The sequence below is a fragment of the Streptomyces sp. NPDC051211 genome (assembly GCF_040689505.1).
GTDB lineage: Bacteria > Actinomycetota > Actinomycetes > Streptomycetales > Streptomycetaceae > Streptomyces.
In genome coordinates this window covers 109,805-126,726 of the sequence record NZ_JBFBAV010000008.1, presented here as the reverse complement: position 1 = coordinate 126,726, position 16,922 = coordinate 109,805, and the positions used below count along the sequence as shown (strand labels likewise).

At 73.9% G+C, this 16,922-nt stretch carries 14 protein-coding genes; 10 read left to right on the top strand and 4 right to left on the bottom strand.

The features are described from left to right. The first annotated feature begins 150 nt into the window (after nt 1-150). From AB0447_RS11250 to AB0447_RS11220, 7 genes are all read left to right on the top strand, one after another. Entirely contained in the window at nt 151-1,269 is a 1,119-nt protein-coding gene (locus tag AB0447_RS11250) for a SchA/CurD-like domain-containing protein (protein WP_366476323.1), read from the top strand. 138 nt (nt 1,270-1,407) lie between these two features. After that, complete coding sequence (locus tag AB0447_RS11245; RefSeq protein ID WP_366476322.1) at nt 1,408-1,866, top strand: cupin domain-containing protein; 459 nt, start codon at nt 1,408-1,410, stop codon at nt 1,864-1,866. Further along, on the top strand, nt 1,863-3,149 hold the full coding sequence (locus AB0447_RS11240; protein ID WP_366476321.1) for a beta-ketoacyl-[acyl-carrier-protein] synthase family protein: 1,287 nt from the start codon (nt 1,863-1,865) through the stop codon (nt 3,147-3,149). Before AB0447_RS11245 ends, AB0447_RS11240 begins: the two co-directional genes overlap by 4 nt. Beyond that, the gene (locus AB0447_RS11235) at nt 3,146-4,402 is read left to right on the top strand and encodes a beta-ketoacyl synthase N-terminal-like domain-containing protein (RefSeq protein WP_366476320.1); all 1,257 of its coding nucleotides are present in this window, start codon (nt 3,146-3,148) and stop codon (nt 4,400-4,402) included. Before AB0447_RS11240 ends, AB0447_RS11235 begins: the two co-directional genes overlap by 4 nt. A gap of 10 nt (nt 4,403-4,412) precedes the next feature. Next, the gene (locus AB0447_RS11230; RefSeq protein ID WP_366476319.1) at nt 4,413-4,670 is read left to right on the top strand and encodes an acyl carrier protein; all 258 of its coding nucleotides are present in this window, start codon (nt 4,413-4,415) and stop codon (nt 4,668-4,670) included. Nucleotides 4,671-4,672: 2 nt separating this feature from the next. After that, entirely contained in the window at nt 4,673-5,119 is a 447-nt protein-coding gene (locus AB0447_RS11225) for an SRPBCC family protein (RefSeq protein WP_366476318.1), read from the top strand. Nucleotides 5,120-5,132: 13 nt separating this feature from the next. Beyond that, nucleotides 5,133-5,459: a TcmI family type II polyketide cyclase gene (locus tag AB0447_RS11220; RefSeq protein WP_366476317.1), complete on the top strand. Its 327-nt coding sequence runs from the start codon at nt 5,133-5,135 to the stop codon at nt 5,457-5,459. Here AB0447_RS11220 and AB0447_RS11215 read toward each other — a convergent pair. Next, nucleotides 5,448-6,350, bottom strand: coding sequence for a LysR family transcriptional regulator ArgP (locus tag AB0447_RS11215; RefSeq protein WP_366476316.1), 903 nt, complete (start codon nt 6,348-6,350; stop codon nt 5,448-5,450). The genes AB0447_RS11220 and AB0447_RS11215 overlap by 12 nt on opposite strands. A gap of 95 nt (nt 6,351-6,445) precedes the next feature. Between AB0447_RS11215 and AB0447_RS11210 the strand changes: the two genes are divergently transcribed. Beyond that, a complete protein-coding gene (locus AB0447_RS11210; protein ID WP_366476315.1) occupies nt 6,446-7,069 on the top strand; it encodes a LysE/ArgO family amino acid transporter in 624 nt (207 codons plus the stop codon). Between the two features lie 74 nt (nt 7,070-7,143). Then, the gene (locus AB0447_RS11205; protein ID WP_366476404.1) at nt 7,144-8,073 is read left to right on the top strand and encodes an NADP-dependent oxidoreductase; all 930 of its coding nucleotides are present in this window, start codon (nt 7,144-7,146) and stop codon (nt 8,071-8,073) included. Between the two features lie 51 nt (nt 8,074-8,124). On the opposite strand, the gene AB0447_RS11200 is transcribed toward AB0447_RS11205, so the two are convergent. Next, complete coding sequence (locus AB0447_RS11200; RefSeq protein WP_366476314.1) at nt 8,125-10,827, bottom strand: SpoIIE family protein phosphatase; 2,703 nt, start codon at nt 10,825-10,827, stop codon at nt 8,125-8,127. Further along, nucleotides 10,824-12,854 (bottom strand): SpoIIE family protein phosphatase, encoded by a 2,031-nt coding sequence (locus AB0447_RS11195; RefSeq protein ID WP_366476313.1) that lies wholly within the window; start codon nt 12,852-12,854, stop codon nt 10,824-10,826. The genes AB0447_RS11200 and AB0447_RS11195 overlap by 4 nt, the downstream gene beginning before the upstream one ends. Before the next feature lie 110 nt (nt 12,855-12,964). On the opposite strand from AB0447_RS11195, the gene AB0447_RS11190 reads away from it, so the two are divergent. Beyond that, nucleotides 12,965-15,046: a SpoIIE family protein phosphatase gene (locus AB0447_RS11190; protein WP_366476312.1), complete on the top strand. Its 2,082-nt coding sequence runs from the start codon at nt 12,965-12,967 to the stop codon at nt 15,044-15,046. Nucleotides 15,047-15,118: 72 nt separating this feature from the next. On the opposite strand, the gene AB0447_RS11185 is transcribed toward AB0447_RS11190, so the two are convergent. After that, nucleotides 15,119-16,837: a hypothetical protein gene (locus AB0447_RS11185; RefSeq protein ID WP_366476311.1), complete on the bottom strand. Its 1,719-nt coding sequence runs from the start codon at nt 16,835-16,837 to the stop codon at nt 15,119-15,121. Nucleotides 16,838-16,922: the final 85 nt, after the last annotated feature.

The following is a 16,922-nucleotide window of genomic DNA, read 5'->3' as shown; positions in this document are numbered from 1 at the left end:
CGTCGTTCACCCGCTTGATCTGCATGTGTCGCGTTCTGTGGAGGCTGCGGCAACGATCTGTCTTTAGGAGAGCAGCGCCGTGCCCCGGCAATCCGAGGGCCGGCGGGCCTGCGCGAACGGCGCGGCCCCTGTCGCAAGGGAGCGTACGAAATGACGATCAGCCTGCCGGAACGTGTGTCGCAGTCGGCCTTCGACGGATCCCGGCTGCGGGTCGTGATGCTGGTCGATCTGCACGAGGGCACCCAGCACCAGTTCCTGGAGGCCTACGAACGGATCCGCGACCATGTTGCCGCGACTCCCGGCCACCTCAGCGACCAGCTGTGCCAGTCGTTCGAGAATCCCTCCCAATGGCTCATCACCAGTGAGTGGGCGAACGCCCCGCAGTTCCTCGAGTGGGTCAACAGCGAGGCGCACATCGAGCAGATCCGGCCGCTGAGCGCCTGCATCCGCACCACCTCCTCGCTGCGCTTCAACGTGCTGCGCGAGACCGGCCGCAAGGTCACCGGCGGCTCGGTGCAGGCCGCCCCGAGGCTCGGCGACGACCTGGTGCGGCACGCCCTCACCTTCACCGTCAAGGCCGGCGCCGAGGAGCGGGTCGCGAAGATCCTCGCCGACTACGCCGCCCCCGCCGCCCGCGTCGACGACAGCACCCGGCTGTGCCGCACCACCCTGTTCATGCACGGCAACCGGGTCGTCCGGACCGTCGAGGTGAAGGGCGACCTCACCAAGGCGCTCCGGCACGTCGCCCGGCAGCCCGAGGTCCGGGCCGTCGAAGAGGCCATCAACCCGTACCTGGAACAGGACCGCGACCTCGACGACCCCGAGTCCGCCCGGATGTTCTTCACCCGTGCGGCCCTGCCCGCCGTCCACCACGTGGCCGCGCACGCCCCGGCCGCCCCCGCCGGCCCCGGCAAGGCCGACCGGCACGCCCTCTACTACCGGGCCAAGCCCGGCCAGGGCACCGCCCTCGCCCGGTTCCTCGCCCAGCAGGCCGAGGCCGCCGCCGACGCCACCGGAAGCCCGGTGCTCAGCAGCACCGTCTTCCAGCGCGACGACATCGTGGTCCGCCTGATCGACGTACGCGGCCCGCTCGACGCCGACCCCGTCGCCGCCCTCGGCATCGAGGGCACCCGCAAGGCCGCCGTCCTCGACCGGCTGCTCGACAGCACCGCGTACGAGCCCCCGGCCACCGCCCAGCAGCCCGCACAGCTGCTCGCCCGCACCGGCATGCGGCTGGTCACCGACCGGCACGCCACCCAGGACGCCTGACCGCGGACCCGCCCGGTCCGCCCCCGCCCGGTCCCCCGCCCCAGCCCGGTCCGGCCCGACCCAGTCCCGGTCCGGCCGGCTCCGGCCCCGAACCACCGATCCCCGTCCCAGCCCGCCCCCGCCAGGAGGAACGCAGCCATGACCACGCACGCCCCACGCATCGTGGACCTCAGCGAGACTCAGCCCAACCGCAGGCGGGGCGGTGACCTGCGCGCCGTGCTCACCCCGACCTCGGTCGGTTCGACCAGCGGATTCATGGGCCTGGCCCTCATCCAGCCGGGCGAGTGGATCGCCGAGCACTACCACCCGTACTCGGAGGAGTTCATCTACCTGGTGGCCGGCCGGGTCGAGGTGGACCTGGACGGCGTCACCCACGAGATGCGGCCCGACCAGGGTCTCCTCGTCCCCGTCAACGTCCGCCACCGGTTCCGCAACACCGGCTCCGAGGAGGTCCGCATGGTCTTCCACCTCGGCCCGCTGGCTCCCCGCCCCGAGCTGGGCCACGTCGATACCGAGACCAACCCGGCGGGCAAGGGGCACCCGGCACCGTCCCACGGACCGGCCCCCACCCCGGCCCCGTCCGAGGCGCTTTCGTGACCCGCCGGGTGGCCGTCACCGGCATCGGCGTGGTCGCCCCCGGCGGGATCGGCGCCCCGGCCTTCTGGGACCTGCTGTCCCACGGCCGTACGGCGACGCGCGGCATCACCCTCTTCGACCCGACCGGGTTCCGTTCCCGGATCGCCGCCGAAGTGGACTTCGATCCCACCGACCACGGCCTCGACCAGGACACCCTCGCGCGCTGCGACCGGTACATCCAGTTCGCCCTGGTCGCGGCCCGGGAGGCGGTCCGGCACAGCGGACTGGACCTCGCCGCCGCCGATGCCTGGCGCACCGGTGTCTCCCTGGGGACCGCCGTCGGCGGCACCACCCGGCTGGAGCACGACTACACCGCCGTCAGCGGCAAGGGCGCCTGGTGGGACGTGGACCACCACCCCGCCGGCCCGCACTTGCACCGGGCCTTCACCCCGGCCACCCTGGCCGCCACCGTCGCCGAGGACGTGGGCGCCCGCGGCCCGGTGCAGACCGTGTCCACCGGCTGCACCTCCGGCCTGGACGCCATCGGCTACGCCTGCCACTCCATCGAGGAGGGCCTGATGGACGTGTGCATCGCCGGCGCCTCCGACTCGCCCATCTCCCCGATCACCGTGGCCTGCTTCGACGCCATCAAGGCGACCTCGGCGAACAACGACGACCCCGCCCACGCCTCGCGCCCCTTCGACGCCCGCCGCGACGGCTTCGTCCTCGGCGAGGGCAGCGCCGTCCTCGTCCTGGAGGAGCTGGAGCACGCCCGGGCCCGCGGCGCCACCGTGCTCTGCGAGATCGGCGGCTACGCCACCTTCGGCAACGCCCACCACATGACCGGGCTCACCACCGAAGGCATCGAGATGGCCCGCGCCATCTCCGTCGCCCTCGACCACGCGCGCCTCGACCCCACCGAGGTCGACTACGTCAACGCCCACGGCTCCGGCACCAAGCAGAACGACCGCCACGAGACCGCCGCGGTCAAGCGGGTGCTCGGCGAGCACGCGTACAACACCCCGATGAGCTCCATCAAGTCGATGGTCGGCCACTCGCTGGGCGCCATCGGGGCCATCGAACTGGTGGCCTGCGTGCTCGCCCTCCTCCACCAGGTGGTACCGCCCACCGCCAACTACGAGAACCCCGACGCGGAATGCGACCTGGACTACGTCCCCCGCACCGCCCGCGAGCGGAAGCTGCGCACCGTCCTGTCGGTGGGCAGCGGCTTCGGCGGCTTCCAGTCCGCGGTCGTCATGTCACGGCCGCCCGAATCCGCCCGGACGAAGGTGAGGACTGCATGAGCGCAAGAGCACCGGCGCCCCGCGACCGCACCGCGGTGATCACGGGAATCGGCGTCGTCGCCCCCAACGGGGTCGGCGCCGGCGCCTTCTGGAAGGCCACCCAGGCGGGCACCAGCGTGCTGGACCGCATCACCCGCAAGGGCTGCGAGCACCTGCCGCTGCGGATCGCGGGCGAGGTCCGGGACTTCGACCCGCACGGGCTGGTCGAAGAGCGCTACCTCGTCCAGACCGACCGGTTCACCCACTTCTCCCTCGCCGCCGCCGACATGGCCCTGGAACAGGCCCTGCTCGGCCGGGCGGACTACGAGGACGACTCGTTCTCGGTCGGGGTGATCACCGCGGCGGGTTCCGGCGGCGGCGAGTTCGGCCAGCGCGAACTCCAGCAACTGTGGGGTCAGGGACCCACCTACGTCGGCCCCTACCAGTCCATCGCCTGGTTCTACGCCGCCACCAGCGGCCAGATCTCCATCCGGGGCGGCTTCCGCGGCCCCTGCCAGGTGGTGGCCAGCGACGAGGCAGGCGGACTCGACGCCTTCGCCCAGGCGGCCCGGACCATTCGGCGGGGCACTCCCACCGTGCTCGTCGGCGCGGCCGAAGCACCGCTGGCCCCCTACTCGATGGTCTGCCAGCTGGGCTACCCCGAGCTCAGCACCCACCCGGACCCGACCCGCGCCTACCGCCCCTTCACGGCCTCCGCCTGCGGGTTCGCCCCCGCCGAGGGCGGCGCCGTGCTCATCGTGGAGGACCGGGAACGGGCCGCCGCCCGCGGCGCCCCCCTGCGCGCCGAAGTCGCCGGCCACGCCGCCACCTTCACCGGTGCCGGACAGTGGGAACGGTCCCGGGAGGGACTGGCCCGGGCCATCACCGGCGCCCTGCGGCAGGCCGGCTGCGCCCCCGAGGAGATCGACGTGGTCTTCGCGGACGCCCTCGGCGTCCCCGAGGCAGACCGGGCCGAGGTCCTCGCCCTCGCCGACGCCCTCGGCACCGCACACGGCCGTTCCGTACCCGTGACCGCCCCCAAGACGGGTACCGGCCGGGCCTACTGCGGCAGCGCCGCCCTCGACGTGGCGGCCGCCGCCCTGACCCTCGAACACGGCCTGGTGCCCCCCACACCGAACATCTTCGACGTCTGCCACGACCTCAACCTGGTCACCGGCGCCGCCCTGGCCTCGAACCCGCGCACCGCGCTGGTCCTCAGCCGCGGCCTGATGGGTTCCAACTCGGCCCTCGTCCTCCGCACCCCCTCACGCTAAGGAGCCGCACATGTCCGAACGCCTCACCGTCGAAGAGCTCAGCACCCTGATGAAGCGAAGTGCCGGCGTCAGCGTCGAGCCCTCGGTGCTCGCCTCCCGGCCCGACGCCGCCTTCGCGGACTACGGCCTGGACTCGCTCGGGCTGCTCGGCATCGTCGCCGAGCTGGAGAAGCGGCACGGCCACCCCCTCCCCATCGAGGTGGACCAGTGCAAGACCCCCCGGGCCTTCCTCGACCTGGTCAACGACAGCCTCGTGACGGGAGCCTGACCATGCCCGGACACACCGACAACGAGATCACCGTCGCCGCCCCGGTGGACCTGGTCTGGAAGATGACCAACGACCTGCCGAACTGGCCCCGGCTGTTCAGCGAGTACGCGTCCATCGAGATCCTCGCCGAGGAGGGCGACACGACCCGGTTCCGCCTCGCCATGCACCCGGACGAGAACGGGGTGGTCTGGAGCTGGGTCTCCGAACGCACCGTCAACCGGGACGAACTCCAGGTCAAGGCCCGCCGCGTGGAGACCGGACCGTTCGAGTACATGAACATCCACTGGGAGTACGCCGAGGTCCCCGGCGGCACCAAGATGCGCTGGCGGCAGGACTTCGCGATGAAGCCCGGCGCCCCGCTCGACGACGCGGGCATGACCGACCGCATCAACCACAACTCCCGGATCCAGCTGGAACTCATCCGGGACAAGATCGAAGCCCACGTCTGAGGAGGCCGCACCGATGCACCAAGCGCTCATCGTGGCCCGGATGGCACCCGAGTCGGCGGGCGACATCGCCCGGGTCTTCGCCGAGTCCGACGCCGGTGAACTCCCGCACCTGGTGGGGGTGACCCGCCGCAGCCTGTTCCAGTTCGGCGACGTCTACCTGCACCTGTTCGAGACCCCGCACCCGCCGGGTCCCGAGGTGGCCAAGCACAGCTCCCACCCGCTGTTCCGGGACATCAGCGAGCAGCTCTCCGCGTTCGTCAGGCCGTACGACCCGGAGACCTGGCGCAGCCCCAGCGACGCGATGGCCCGCCAGTTCTACAGCTGGCACTCAGGGGGCTGACCGCAGCTCCTCGGCGGCCGCGGCCGCCACCGCCCCCGCCACCGCGGACAACGCGGGGGAGTGCAGCTTCCACTGCTGCCAGTACAGCGCCACATCCAGCGGACGGTCCGGCGCCAGCGCGGTCAGCGCGCCGGACCCCAAACCCGGCAGCGCCTGCGGCTCGGGCACCAGTCCCCAGCCGAGGCCAGCCGTCACCGCGTCGCGGAACCCCTCCGAGGACGGCACCTGGTGGCGTACCGGCCCGGCGCCCGCCCGTCCGCCGGTCAGGCCGCGCACGAACGCCTCCTGCAGATCGTCGCTGCGGTCGAAGACGATCACCGGCGCCCGGGGCAGGTCCCGCTCCAGGGGGCCGGCCAGATGGCGCGCGGCGAACCCGGGAGTGGCCACCGCCAGATACCGGGCCAGACCCAGCGGCCGGACCGAGCACCCGGCGACCGGATCCGGGGAGGAGGTGACGGCCGCCATCACCTGCCCCTCCCGGAGCAGCATCGTGGTCCGGCTCTCGTCCTCCCGGTACAGCTCGAAGCAGACCGGCGGATCCTGCGGCACCCGGGTCAGCGCCGGCAGGAACCAGGTGGCCAGCGAGTCCGCGTTCACCGCGATCGGCAGCCGGGCCGGCCCCTGGCCGTCACCGATCCCCAGCTCGGCCCTGGCGTCCCGCTCCAGCCGCGCCAGCTGACGCGCGAACCGCACCACCACCTCCCCGGACCCGGTGGGCCGCACCGGCTTGGTACGCATCAGCAGCACCCGCCCGGTGCGCTGCTCCAGCGCCTTCACCCGCTGGCTCACCGCCGAGGGCGTCACGTGCAGGACCGCCGCGGCGGCGTCGAAGGTGCCCTCGTCCACCACGGCGAGAAGGGTGCGGACCTGGTCCAGCGGAAGTTCGTCCATCACACCCCCACCTTACAGAGCGGCCAAAGAATCGCTAAGGATGCGTAAGAATCTTTAGCTGTACGCATGATCCGTGCGTCCCTACGCTCGAACCCATGACCAGCGGAACCATCCCAGCGGCCCTCGCCGGCTTCGGCACCGGCCTCTCCCTCATCGTCGCCATCGGCGCCCAGAACGCGTTCGTCCTCCGGCAGGGCGTGCGCCGGCACGCCGTCCTCGCCGTGGTGGCCATCTGCGCGATATCCGACGCCCTCCTCATCACCCTCGGCGTCGCCGGGGTCGGAGCCCTGGTCACCGCCTGGCCCGCCGCCGTCACCGCCGTGGGCCTGGCCGGCGGCGCCTTCCTCATCTGCTACGGCATCCTCGCCGCCCGCCGGGTCCTGCGCCCCGACCCCGACGCCGCCCTCAGCACGGCCGGCAAGACCGCCGGCTCGGCCGGCGCCGCCGTCCTGACCTGCCTCGCGATGACCTGGCTCAACCCGCACGTCTACCTCGACACCGTGCTCCTCGTCGGCAGCCTCGCCGCCGACCGCGGCGATCTGCGCTGGGCCTTCGGCATCGGCGCCGCCCTCGCCAGCCTCATCTGGTTCACCACCCTCGGCTACGGCGCCCGCCTGCTCAGCGGCCTGTTCGCCACCCCCAAGGCCTGGCGGGTGCTGGACGGGCTGGTCGCCGCCACGATGCTCACGATGGGAGGCCTCCTGCTCGCCGGGGCCTGACCGCCGTGGTGGGATGGACCGGTCGGATCACCGGGGGGCCACACCGTAAGGACGGGCCGATGGCCGAAGACACGATGCGGGCGATGACGTACGAGACCTACGGCGGATCGGAGGTGCTCACCCAGGCCCGGCTGCTGCGGCCGAAGTACGGACCCGGCGAGGTGCTGGTCCGGGTGCGGCGGGCGGCCGTCAACCCGGTCGACTGGAAGATCATGGCCGGCGGGCTGGACGCGCTGATGGAGGTGACGTACCCGGTCGTGCCCGGCTGGGACGTCGCCGGCACCGTCGAACAGGTCGGCATCGACGTCCCCGAGTTCGCCGTCGGCGACGAGGTGATCGCCTACGCCCGCAAGGACTGGGTGCACGGCGGTACCTTCGCCGAGTACGTCACCGTGCCCGTCCGCGCCCTCGCCGCCAAACCGGCCTCCCTCGACTGGGACCAGGCCGCGGGCCTCCCGCTCGCCGGCCTCACCGCCTACCAACTGCTCACCCGGCTCGGCACCGGCTCCGCCGACACCGTGCTGGTGCACGGCGCGGCCGGCGGGGTCGGCTCCCTCGGCGTGCAGATCGCCCGCGCCCTCGGCGCCCGCGTCATCGGCACCGCCTCGCCCCGCAACCACGACCGGGTACGGGAGCTGGGCGCCGAGCCGGTCGCCTACGGGGAGGGCCTCGCCGACCGGGTCCGTGCGCTCGCCCCCGACGGGGTCACCGTCGTCGCCGACTTCGTCGGCGGGGTCGTCGACTACACCCGTGCCGTGCTCGCCGACGGCGGACGCCACGCCTCCATCGCCGATCCCGCGGTCCTCGGGGACGGCGGCCAGTGGATGTGGGTCCGTCCGGACGGGCACGACCTCGCGGCCCTGGGCCGGCTCGCCGACAGCGGGCAGCTGACCGTCCCGGTCGCCGCCACCTTCCCGCTGGAGAAGCTGGCCGAGGCCTTCGAACTCAGCCGCACCGGACACACCGCCGGCAAGATCGTCATCCAGGTCTCCGACGGGGCGTAGCGACCCGACCCGACCCCACCCGATCCGACCCGATCCGGGTCTGTCGCGCTCTCACCACGCCAGGTTCTCCAGGTCGTCCAGGTCGGCCAGGCCCGGCACGATCGGCACCACCCCGCCCGCACCCGGAATCAGCGGCAGCTCCGCCCAGATCACCTTGCCCCGCCCCGTGTAACGGGTGCCCCACCGCTCCGCCAGCTGGGCCACCAGGAAGAGGCCGCGCCCGCCCTCGTCCGTGGTCGCCGCATACCGCAGGTGCGGGGCCGTACTGCTGCTGTCCGAGACCTCGCAGGTCAGCACCCGGTCCCGGAGCAGCCGGACCCGGATCGGCTCGCCGCCGTAGCGGATCGCATTGGTGATCAGCTCGCTGAGGATCAGCTCGGCGGTGAACGCCACCTCGTCCAGCCCCCACGCTGACAGTTGCGCGGACGCGGCGTTCCGCACCCGCCCCACCGCCGACGGATCGGCCGGTACGTCCCACTCCGCGACCTGGTCCGACGCCAGCAGCCGGGTACCGGCCACCAGCAGTGCGATGTCGTCGCTCGGCGCCGGGAACAGCAGCGCCCCCAGCACGTCCGCACACGTCTGCTCGGGGCTGCGGCCGGCCCGGGCCAGCGTGTCCCGCAGCAGGTCCAGGCCCGTCTCCAGGTCCCGGTCGCGGTCCTCCAGCAGCCCGTCGGTGAACAGCACCAGCCGGCTCGACTCGGCCAGCTCCAGCTCGGCCGACTCGTACGGCATCCCGCCCAGCCCCAGCGGCAGACCGGCCGGCACCTCGGGGAACTCCACCCGCCCGTCCGGGTGCACCACGGCCGGACCCGGATGCCCGGCCCGGGCCACCGCGCACCGCCCGGACGCCGGATCGTAGATCGCGTACAGGCAGGTGGCGCCGGTGATCGCGCCCCCGTTCCGGGCCTCCGCCTGGTCCATGTCGATCCGCCCGACCAGCTCGTCGAGATGACCCAGCAGCTCCTCCGGCGGCAGGTCCAGCGTGGAGAAGTTGTGCACCGCCGTCCGCAGCCGGCCCATGGTGGCCGCGGCGTGCAGCCCGTGCCCGACCACGTCGCCGACCACCAGCGCCACCCGCGCCCCGGGCAGCGGGATCACGTCGAACCAGTCACCACCCACCCCGGCCATGGCCGGCAGGTACCGGAACGCCACCTCCACCGCGTTCTGCTCGGGCAGCACCCGGGGCAGCAGGCTCCGCTGCAGGGTGACCGCCATGGCGTGCTCCCGGGTGAACCGGCGCGCGTTGTCGATGGAGACCGCCGCCCGCGCGGCCAGCTCCTCGGCGAAGGACAGGTCCTCCTCCACGAACGCTTCGGGCGTGTCGGCCCGCCAGAAGTTCGCCATCCCCAGCACCACCCCGCGGGCCTGCAGGGGCACGGAGATCAGCGAGTGGATGCCGTACGCCAGGCTCTCGGCCGCCCCCGGCGGGTCCTGGGCCCGCCAGCCCGTCGCGGTGGTCAGATCGGGTTCCAGGACCGCCCGGCCGGCGTCCAGCGCCGCCGCCATCGGCGTGGACGGCACCACGAACCGGATCAGGTCGCCCACCGCCTGCAGCGGCGGATCCGGCCGGACCCCGCTCAGCGCCGTCCGCCGCATCTCGGTGTACACCCCGGAGGGCTCCTCGCCGCGCAGCACCGGGTCCAGCAGCTCCACCGTGACGAAGTCCGCGAACCGCGGCACCGCGACCTCCGACAGCTCCTCGGCGGTCCGCACCACGTCCAGCGTGGTGCCGATCCGCACCCCGGCGTCGTACAGCAGCCGGAGCCGGCTCCGCGCCACCTCGGACCGGCCCGACAGGGCCGCCAGCTCGGTGGAGTCCCGCAGGGTCGCCACCGTGCCGGTGGCCAGCCCGTCGTACTGCTTGGTGGGGCGGACGTTCACGGCCAGCAGCCGGTCGCCGGCCAGGTGCAGCTCGTCCGTCGCGATCCGCCCCGAGGCGAGCAGGGCGGCGATCCGCGGCGGCAGCCCGAGCCCGGTGACCGGCAGCTGCTCGACCTCGTCCGGCAGGTCCAGCAGCCGCCGCGCCTCGTCGTTGGCGAGCACCAGCCGGCCGTCCGCCCCGATGATCAGCACGCCCTCGCGCACCGCGTGCAGCACCGCCTCGTGGTGCTCGCTCATCCGGGACAGCTCCACCGGGCCCAGACCGCGGGTCTGCCGGCGCAGCCGCCGGCTCACCAGCGCGGCCCCGCCGGTGCCGAGGACCAGGGCGCCGGCCGCCGCACCGAGCAGCAGCGGCAGCTGGTCCTCCACCACGTCCCCGACGTTCTCGATCTCGATTCCGGTGCCGACCAGCCCGATGACCTTGCCGTCCTCGCCCCGGATGGGCACCACGGCCCGCACCGCGTCACTCGGCTGGCCCCGGAAGACCTCCGTGAAGGATTCGCCGGCCGCCGCCCGTGCGAGGTCGCCGGAGGCCCGCGCCCCGATCAGCTCGGGGCGGGAGTCCGTGAACCGGATCCCGTCGGTGGTCATCACGGCGATGAAGTCGAGCCCGGCGGCCCGCCGGGCGGCATCCGCCCGGGGCTGAAGCGCGGCCGTCGGGTCCGGCGACCGGAGGGCCTCCTCGAGGCCCGGGGCGTGCGCGAAGGCCTCCGCCGCGGCCAGCGACCGGTTCCGGGCGTCCCGCTGGCTGTCGTGCCGTGCCTGGAAGACCAGCGCCAGCAGGGCCGCGGACACCAGCACCAGCACGATCACCGCCTGCAGGGCGAACACCTGCCCGGCCACGCTGCGCGACCACGCCCGGGGACTCACGGCCGGCTCCGGGCGATCAGCAGGGCCACGTCGTCGGACTCCTCGTCCCGGCGCAGCGCGTCGAGCAGCAGGTCACAGGTCTCCTCCAGGGAGCGTCCGGGGTCGTCCAGCAGGGCGAGGAGGGCGTCCAGCCGTTCGTCGATCGGGTCGTGGCGGGTCTCCACCAGCCCGTCGGTGTACAGCACCAGCTGGTCGCCGGGGCGAAAGTCCACCACCGTGGTCTCGAAGGGGATCCCGCCGACCCCGAGCGGGGCCCCGGTCGGCAGGTCCACCAGCTCGGCCCCGCCGCCCGCCCGCAGCAGGACGGGCGGCAGATGCCCGGCGTTGGCGATGCGGCACCGCCCGCGCCCCGGGTCGTAGACGGCGTACAGGCAGGTGGCGATGTAGTGCTCCAGGCCCGAGGTGATCTTGTCGAGGTGCCGGAGCACCTGGTCGGGGTCGAGGTCGAGGTCGGCGAAGGCGCAGGTGGCGGTCCGCAGCCGGCCCATGGTCGCGGCGGCGTCGATGCCGCTGCCCATCACGTCGCCGACCACCAGGGCGGTCTTGTCGCCGGCCAGCGGGATCACGTCGTACCAGTCCCCGCCGACCTCGCTGGAGCCGTGCGCGGGCCGGTACCGGGAGGCGATCTCCAGGCCCGGCGGATGCGGCGGCGGGCCCGGCAGCAGGCTGCGCTGGAGGGTCACGGCCGAGTTGCGCACGCTCTGGTACCAGCGGGCGTTGTCGATGCTGACGGCGGCCCGGGCGGCCAGTTCGGTGGCCAGCAGGACGTCGTCCTCGTCGAAGGGCAGCGGATTGCGGGCCCGCTTGAGGTCAAGCGCGCCGAGCACCTCCCCGCGGGCGATGAGCGGCACGGCCAGGTACGAGTGGACGCCCGCGCGCTCCAGCTGCGCGGCGGCCTCCGGGCTGCGGGCGATGTCCGCCAGGTCCTCCGTACCGACCTCGGCCACCATGACGGGCCGGGCGGTGTGCACGCAGCGGGTGACCAGCCGGTCGGCCCCGTACATGGCGAGCTCACCGGCCGGGTCGGCGGCGGTCAGCGCCTCGGTGGGGTAGGCGGCCTTCACCGCCAGGGCGCGGAACAGCTCGGGTCCGCTCTCGGGGGCGCCCGGCCGGCGGCAGGACAGCACCGAGTCGAGCACGTCCACCGCCGCGACGTCGGCCAGCTCGGGCACCACCACCTCCGCGAGTTCGTGGGCGGTCCGGTCCACCTCCAGGGTGGTGCCCACCCGGGCGGAGGCGTCCGCGATCACCGCCAGCCGCCGGCGGGCCCGGTCCGCCTCGGTCGCCGAGCGGTACCGTTCGGTGACGTCGACCACCGAGACGCCGACGCCCAGCACCCGGCCCCGGGGGCCCTCCAGCCGGTAGAACGACACCGACCAGGCATGGTCCTCGTCCGGATGGGCCGCGGTGCGCCCCACCGTGAACTGGTCGACCAGCGGCACCCCGCTCTCCAGCACCCGGCGCAGCGTCTGCTCGATGGCATCGACATCGAGGAAGGGCAGGGTCTCCCGGATCCGGCGGCCCATGTGCTTCTCGGCCGGCAGGCCGTTGATCCGCTCCAGGGCGGGGTTGACCAGCACGTACCGCAGCTCGGTGTCCATGAGGGCGAGTCCGATGGGGGACTGGGAGACCAGCCGCTCGGACAGCGCCAGCTCCGTCTCCACCCGCTGGACGGTGGCGTGGTCGGCGGCGATGCCGAGCGCGTAGAAGTCCCCGAAGGTGTCCTGAAGCCGCATGTTCCGGAATTCCACCAACCGGGTGCCGCCGTCGCGCATCCGCACCGGGAAGGCCCCCGCCCAGCTCTCGCCGCTCTCCAGCACCTCTTGGAACAGCCGTACCACCAGTTCAAGGTGCTCCTCGTTGACCAGCAGCCGCCCGGCGAACCTGCCGAGGGCCTCGGCGGCGCTCCAGCCGAAGAGCCGTTCCGCCTCGGGGCTCCAGAACCGGATCCGTCCCTCGGCGTCGAGCACCACCGCCGCGACGCCGAGAACGTCGAGCAGCCCCCTGGGCTCCGGCGTATCGGTCACCCCTCCATGCTGCCCCCTGGGGCCTCGCCGGGCGCTACGAGCGCCGCCGAGTGACCTCTCCTATAGGGTGTTTTGAGCGGAATGTACCCCCTCGGGGTGAGGTCGTTGCCTTGGACACACATCAGTGGGCGAGCGAGGCGCCGGTGCAGCCCCAGCGCGCCGTCGGCTACGCCGGCGTGCTCAGCGAGATCCTCCCGATCGCCCTCTGGCAGGAGGACGCGGACGGGCGGGTGGTGGAGTGGTCCCTGGCCGCCCAGGACCTCCTCGGCCACCTCCCCGAGGACATCCTCGGCCGCCCCGCCGCCGGTCTCCTCGTCCCCGAGGGCAACCGGGAACTCGCCGACGACCTGACCCGCCGCGTCCACGAGGGCGAAACCGTCGTCGGCACCCTCTCCGCCCGCCACCGCGACGGCCACCCGGTGACCATGGAGATGTGGATCGTCCCCGCCACCGACCCGGACGGCCGCCCCGGCGCGCTGCTGATCGCCGTGGAGACCACCGAGGTCCTGCGGATGCGGGACTCCCTCGCCGCCCTCGAAAGCCTCTTCACCCAGTCGCCCATCGGCCTCGCCACCCTCGGCACCGACCTGCGGTTCCTCCGCGTCAACGAGGCCCTGGCCCGGATGAACGGCGTCTCGGCCGCCGACCACCTGGGCAAACGCCTCTCCGAAGTCGCTCCCGGCATCAACGCCACCGCGCTGGAGGCGATGATGCGGCAGGCCCTCGACCGCGGTACGCCCGTGATAGACACCCGCCGCACCGGCCGCACCCCCGCCGACCCCGGCCGCGACCGCACCTGGTCCTGCTCCTACGCCCCGCTGCGGGACAACTCGGGCCGCATCCTCGGCCTGATCGCCTCCATCATCGACATCACCGAGGGCCAGCAGGCCCTCGTCGAGGCCGGACGGGCCCGCCAGCGCCTGGCCCTGCTCGCCGAGGCGGGCACCCGCATCGGCACCACCCTGGACCTGTACCAGACGGCCCGCGAGACCGTGGAGGTCCTGGTCCCCGGCCTCGCCGACTCCGCCGACGTCCAGATGCTGGAGGAAGTCCTCGCCCCCGACGAGGCCGGCACCGGACAACACGGCCTGGTCCGCAGACTCGCCGCCACCTTCCCCGACTCCTCCGCCCCCACCGCCAAACTCACCGCCGGCATGACCTTCCAGCTGCCCCTGGGCTCCGTGTACGAACGGGTCATCGACCAGGGCCGCCCGATGAACCTGACCTACTCCGACATCCCGGCCCTGATCACCGACCCCCGCGCCGAGCGCCTGCGCGACTACCTCAGCAGCCGCATCGGCTCCGCCCGGCTGATCCCGCTCGTCGCCCGCGGCAGGTCCCTGGGCGCCGTCGTGGTCACCCGGCTGCTCAGCCGCGAGCCGTTCGATGAACAGGACTGCCTCCTCATCGACGAACTGGTCGCCCGCGCGGCCCTCAACATCGACAACGCCCGCATGTACACCGGCCAGCGCGAGGCCGCCCGTACGCTCCAGCGCAGCCTCAGCAACAACGCCCTGCCCGAGGTACCCGGCCTCGAACTCACCGGCCGCTACCTGCCCGCCAGCGACCACGACGTCGGCGGCGACTGGTACGACGCCATCAGCCTGCCCGGCGGCCGCACCGGCCTGGTCATCGGCGATGTCATGGGCCACGGCATCCACGCCGCCGCCGTCATGGGCCAGCTCCGCACCGCCGTCCGCACCCTGGCCCGGCACGACGTCCCGCCCGTCCACATGCTCCGCTCCCTCGACGACATCGTCGCCGAGCTCGGCGAGGACGAGATGGCCACCTGCGTGTACGCCGTCCACGACCCGGCGACCGGCGGCTGCGAGATCGCCCGGGCCGGCCACCCGCCCCCGGCCGTGGTCACCCCCGACGGGACCGTCTCCTTCCTCGACGGCCCGCCCGGGACCCCCCTCGGCACCGGTGCGCACTCCTTCCGCTCCGAACACGTCCCGCTGCCGGCCGGCAGCCTCCTCGCCCTCTATACGGACGGCCTCATCGAGTCCCGCCACCGCGACCTCGACCAGGGCATGCGCCAACTGGCCCGCGCCCTCGTCCTCCTCGACCGCCCGCTCGACACCATCTGCGACGGCGTCCTCACCGACCTCCCCCCGAACCCGGCCCAGGACGACGTGGCCCTGCTCCTGGCCCGGCGGGTGCGTGAGCCGTTCAGCCCCGCCGGCGTTTGAGGCGCGGGGGCTCGGGGGCAGCGCCCCCGCAACGGCGCCGCACCCGGTCCACCGGCGGTATCTCCGCGGGGTTCAGCCCGCCGCGGCGGTGGCCGCCAGCATCCGCGCAGCCGCCTCGCGGACGGGACGGTCCAGCCACGGACACCCCAGTACCAGCCGGCACAGCGACGCCAGGATCGTCGCATCGCGTTCCTGCCAGGCAAGCCCCACCGCCGTCATCCGGTCCGTCAGCAGCACCCCCACCTCCTCCCGGGCCGCCGGATCCGCCCACGCCGAGGCGAGCAGCGCGAACCCCGCCGCCTCGTTCACCCAGTCCTCCGGCCCGAACAGCAGGTCGACGAGGACGGACCGGCGCCGCGACCCGGACCAGGGCTCGTCCGCATGGTGGTGGGCGATGCCCAGGCAGGCGAAGGTCTGCACCGCCCGCACCCACAGCTCGGGCTGCCGGCCCAGCAGATAGGCGCCCTGCTCGCTGTCCCGCGGCAGCGGCGGATGCACGCAGACCGCCAGCAGGTCGCCGAGGGACAGGCCGGAGAGCCGTACGGCGTGGTCGTACGCGGCGCCCGGCGCGTCCCAGCCCACCGAGGCGACCTGGCGCACCAGCTCCGCCGCCGGCCGGGACGGCGGGGCGAGCGCCGGACGGGCCGCCGGACCGTCGAACTCCCAGAGCCGGGTGTCCACCTCGTGCTGGGGCAGCCGCGGGTCCGGCAGCGGCACGGCCTTGTAGGCGATGTCCGAGCGGGGCAGCCCCATCCGGACCGCGAGGACCGTGCTGGGCGGCTCGAGGTGCGATCCGACCAGCTCGATCCCGTGGCCGGGGGAGCCGGCGGGGTCGGCGAGTATCCGGTGCAGGACGCCCACGCTCGCCTCGGACGCCGGGTGCACGTGCCCGAGCCACGGTTCGCCGTCGCACAGCTCCGCCAGCAGGTGCGCCGCGTAGCCGTGGTCCGGATGGTCCCTCAGGTGGTCGGAGAGGGCCAGCAGATGGACCGTTCCGCCGCCCTCGGCGGCATGGCGCAGGGCGTGCACCGCGGCCCCCGCCACGGGATGCCCCGGATCGATGTCCAGTACCCGGTCCAGCCAGGGCAGCCCCTCGGCCGGCCGGCCGGTGCGCCGGTACAGCTCGGCCACGTCCACGTACCGCTCCAGGTCGGAGGGGTCGCGGGCGACCTCCGCCTGGCAGGCGGACAGCGCCGCTTCGGCCCAGCGGGCCGCCTCGGTCGGTTCACCGAACCGGCGGGCCAGCACGGAGCCCAGGGTGAGCAGCGGGGCGTGCTCCGGGTGCCGCGCCAGCACCTCCCGTACCAGCGTGTAGAACGGCCGCAGCGCCTCCCGCAGACCGGCCGGCAGCGGCCCGTCCGGCAGGCCGCCGGCCACCGCGGCGGCGGCCCGGGCGAGGGCCTCCGGGGAGACCAGCCCGGTCAGATCCGGCCGGGCCAGCCAAGCCGCCTGCGCCCAGCCGCGCTCCGGCTGAGCGCCGATCAGCGCGCCGAGGCGGTCGACCGCCGCGTCCCAGCGGCCGGCCGCCGCATGCAGATGGGCCGCGCAGGCGACGTTCCCGGCGTACGGCTCGTCCTCCGGGAACAGCGCCAGTGCCGCCTCGGCCCCGCCGGCGGCCGCGGCCAGCTCGGCGAGCGCCTCGTGCACCTCCGGCAGCACCGGATCGGCCGCGAGCGCCGTACCCAGATGCCGGGCCGCGTGCCGGAGCTCCCCCTCGGCCAGGGCCAGGTAGGCCACCGCCACCTCGCTCCGGGCCTCCGCCGCGCCCTGCTGCCCCTCGTTCATCCCCATGCCGGAAACGTACCGCCCGCCGCCCACACCGTCCGGCTCCAGGGCCGAGCGGGTGGTCGCGGCCTGCCGCCCGGCATGGGATACG

Excerpts from the sequence above, each read along its gene's own strand:
- AB0447_RS11215 (WP_366476316.1), bottom strand. The coding sequence starts at position 6,350 with ATGGACGAACTTCCGCTGGACCAGGTCCGCACCCTTCTCGCCGTGGTG.
- AB0447_RS11220 (WP_366476317.1), top strand. The coding sequence starts at position 5,133 with ATGCACCAAGCGCTCATCGTGGCCCGGATGGCACCCGAGTCGGCGGGC.
- AB0447_RS11210 (WP_366476315.1), top strand. The coding sequence starts at position 6,446 with ATGACCAGCGGAACCATCCCAGCGGCCCTCGCCGGCTTCGGCACCGGC.
- AB0447_RS11230 (WP_366476319.1), top strand. The coding sequence starts at position 4,413 with ATGTCCGAACGCCTCACCGTCGAAGAGCTCAGCACCCTGATGAAGCGA.
- AB0447_RS11225 (WP_366476318.1), top strand. The coding sequence starts at position 4,673 with ATGCCCGGACACACCGACAACGAGATCACCGTCGCCGCCCCGGTGGAC.
- AB0447_RS11205 (WP_366476404.1), top strand. The coding sequence starts at position 7,144 with ATGCGGGCGATGACGTACGAGACCTACGGCGGATCGGAGGTGCTCACC.
- AB0447_RS11185 (WP_366476311.1), bottom strand. The coding sequence starts at position 16,837 with ATGGGGATGAACGAGGGGCAGCAGGGCGCGGCGGAGGCCCGGAGCGAG.
- AB0447_RS11245 (WP_366476322.1), top strand. The coding sequence starts at position 1,408 with ATGACCACGCACGCCCCACGCATCGTGGACCTCAGCGAGACTCAGCCC.
- AB0447_RS11250 (WP_366476323.1), top strand. The coding sequence starts at position 151 with ATGACGATCAGCCTGCCGGAACGTGTGTCGCAGTCGGCCTTCGACGGA.
- AB0447_RS11235 (WP_366476320.1), top strand. The coding sequence starts at position 3,146 with ATGAGCGCAAGAGCACCGGCGCCCCGCGACCGCACCGCGGTGATCACG.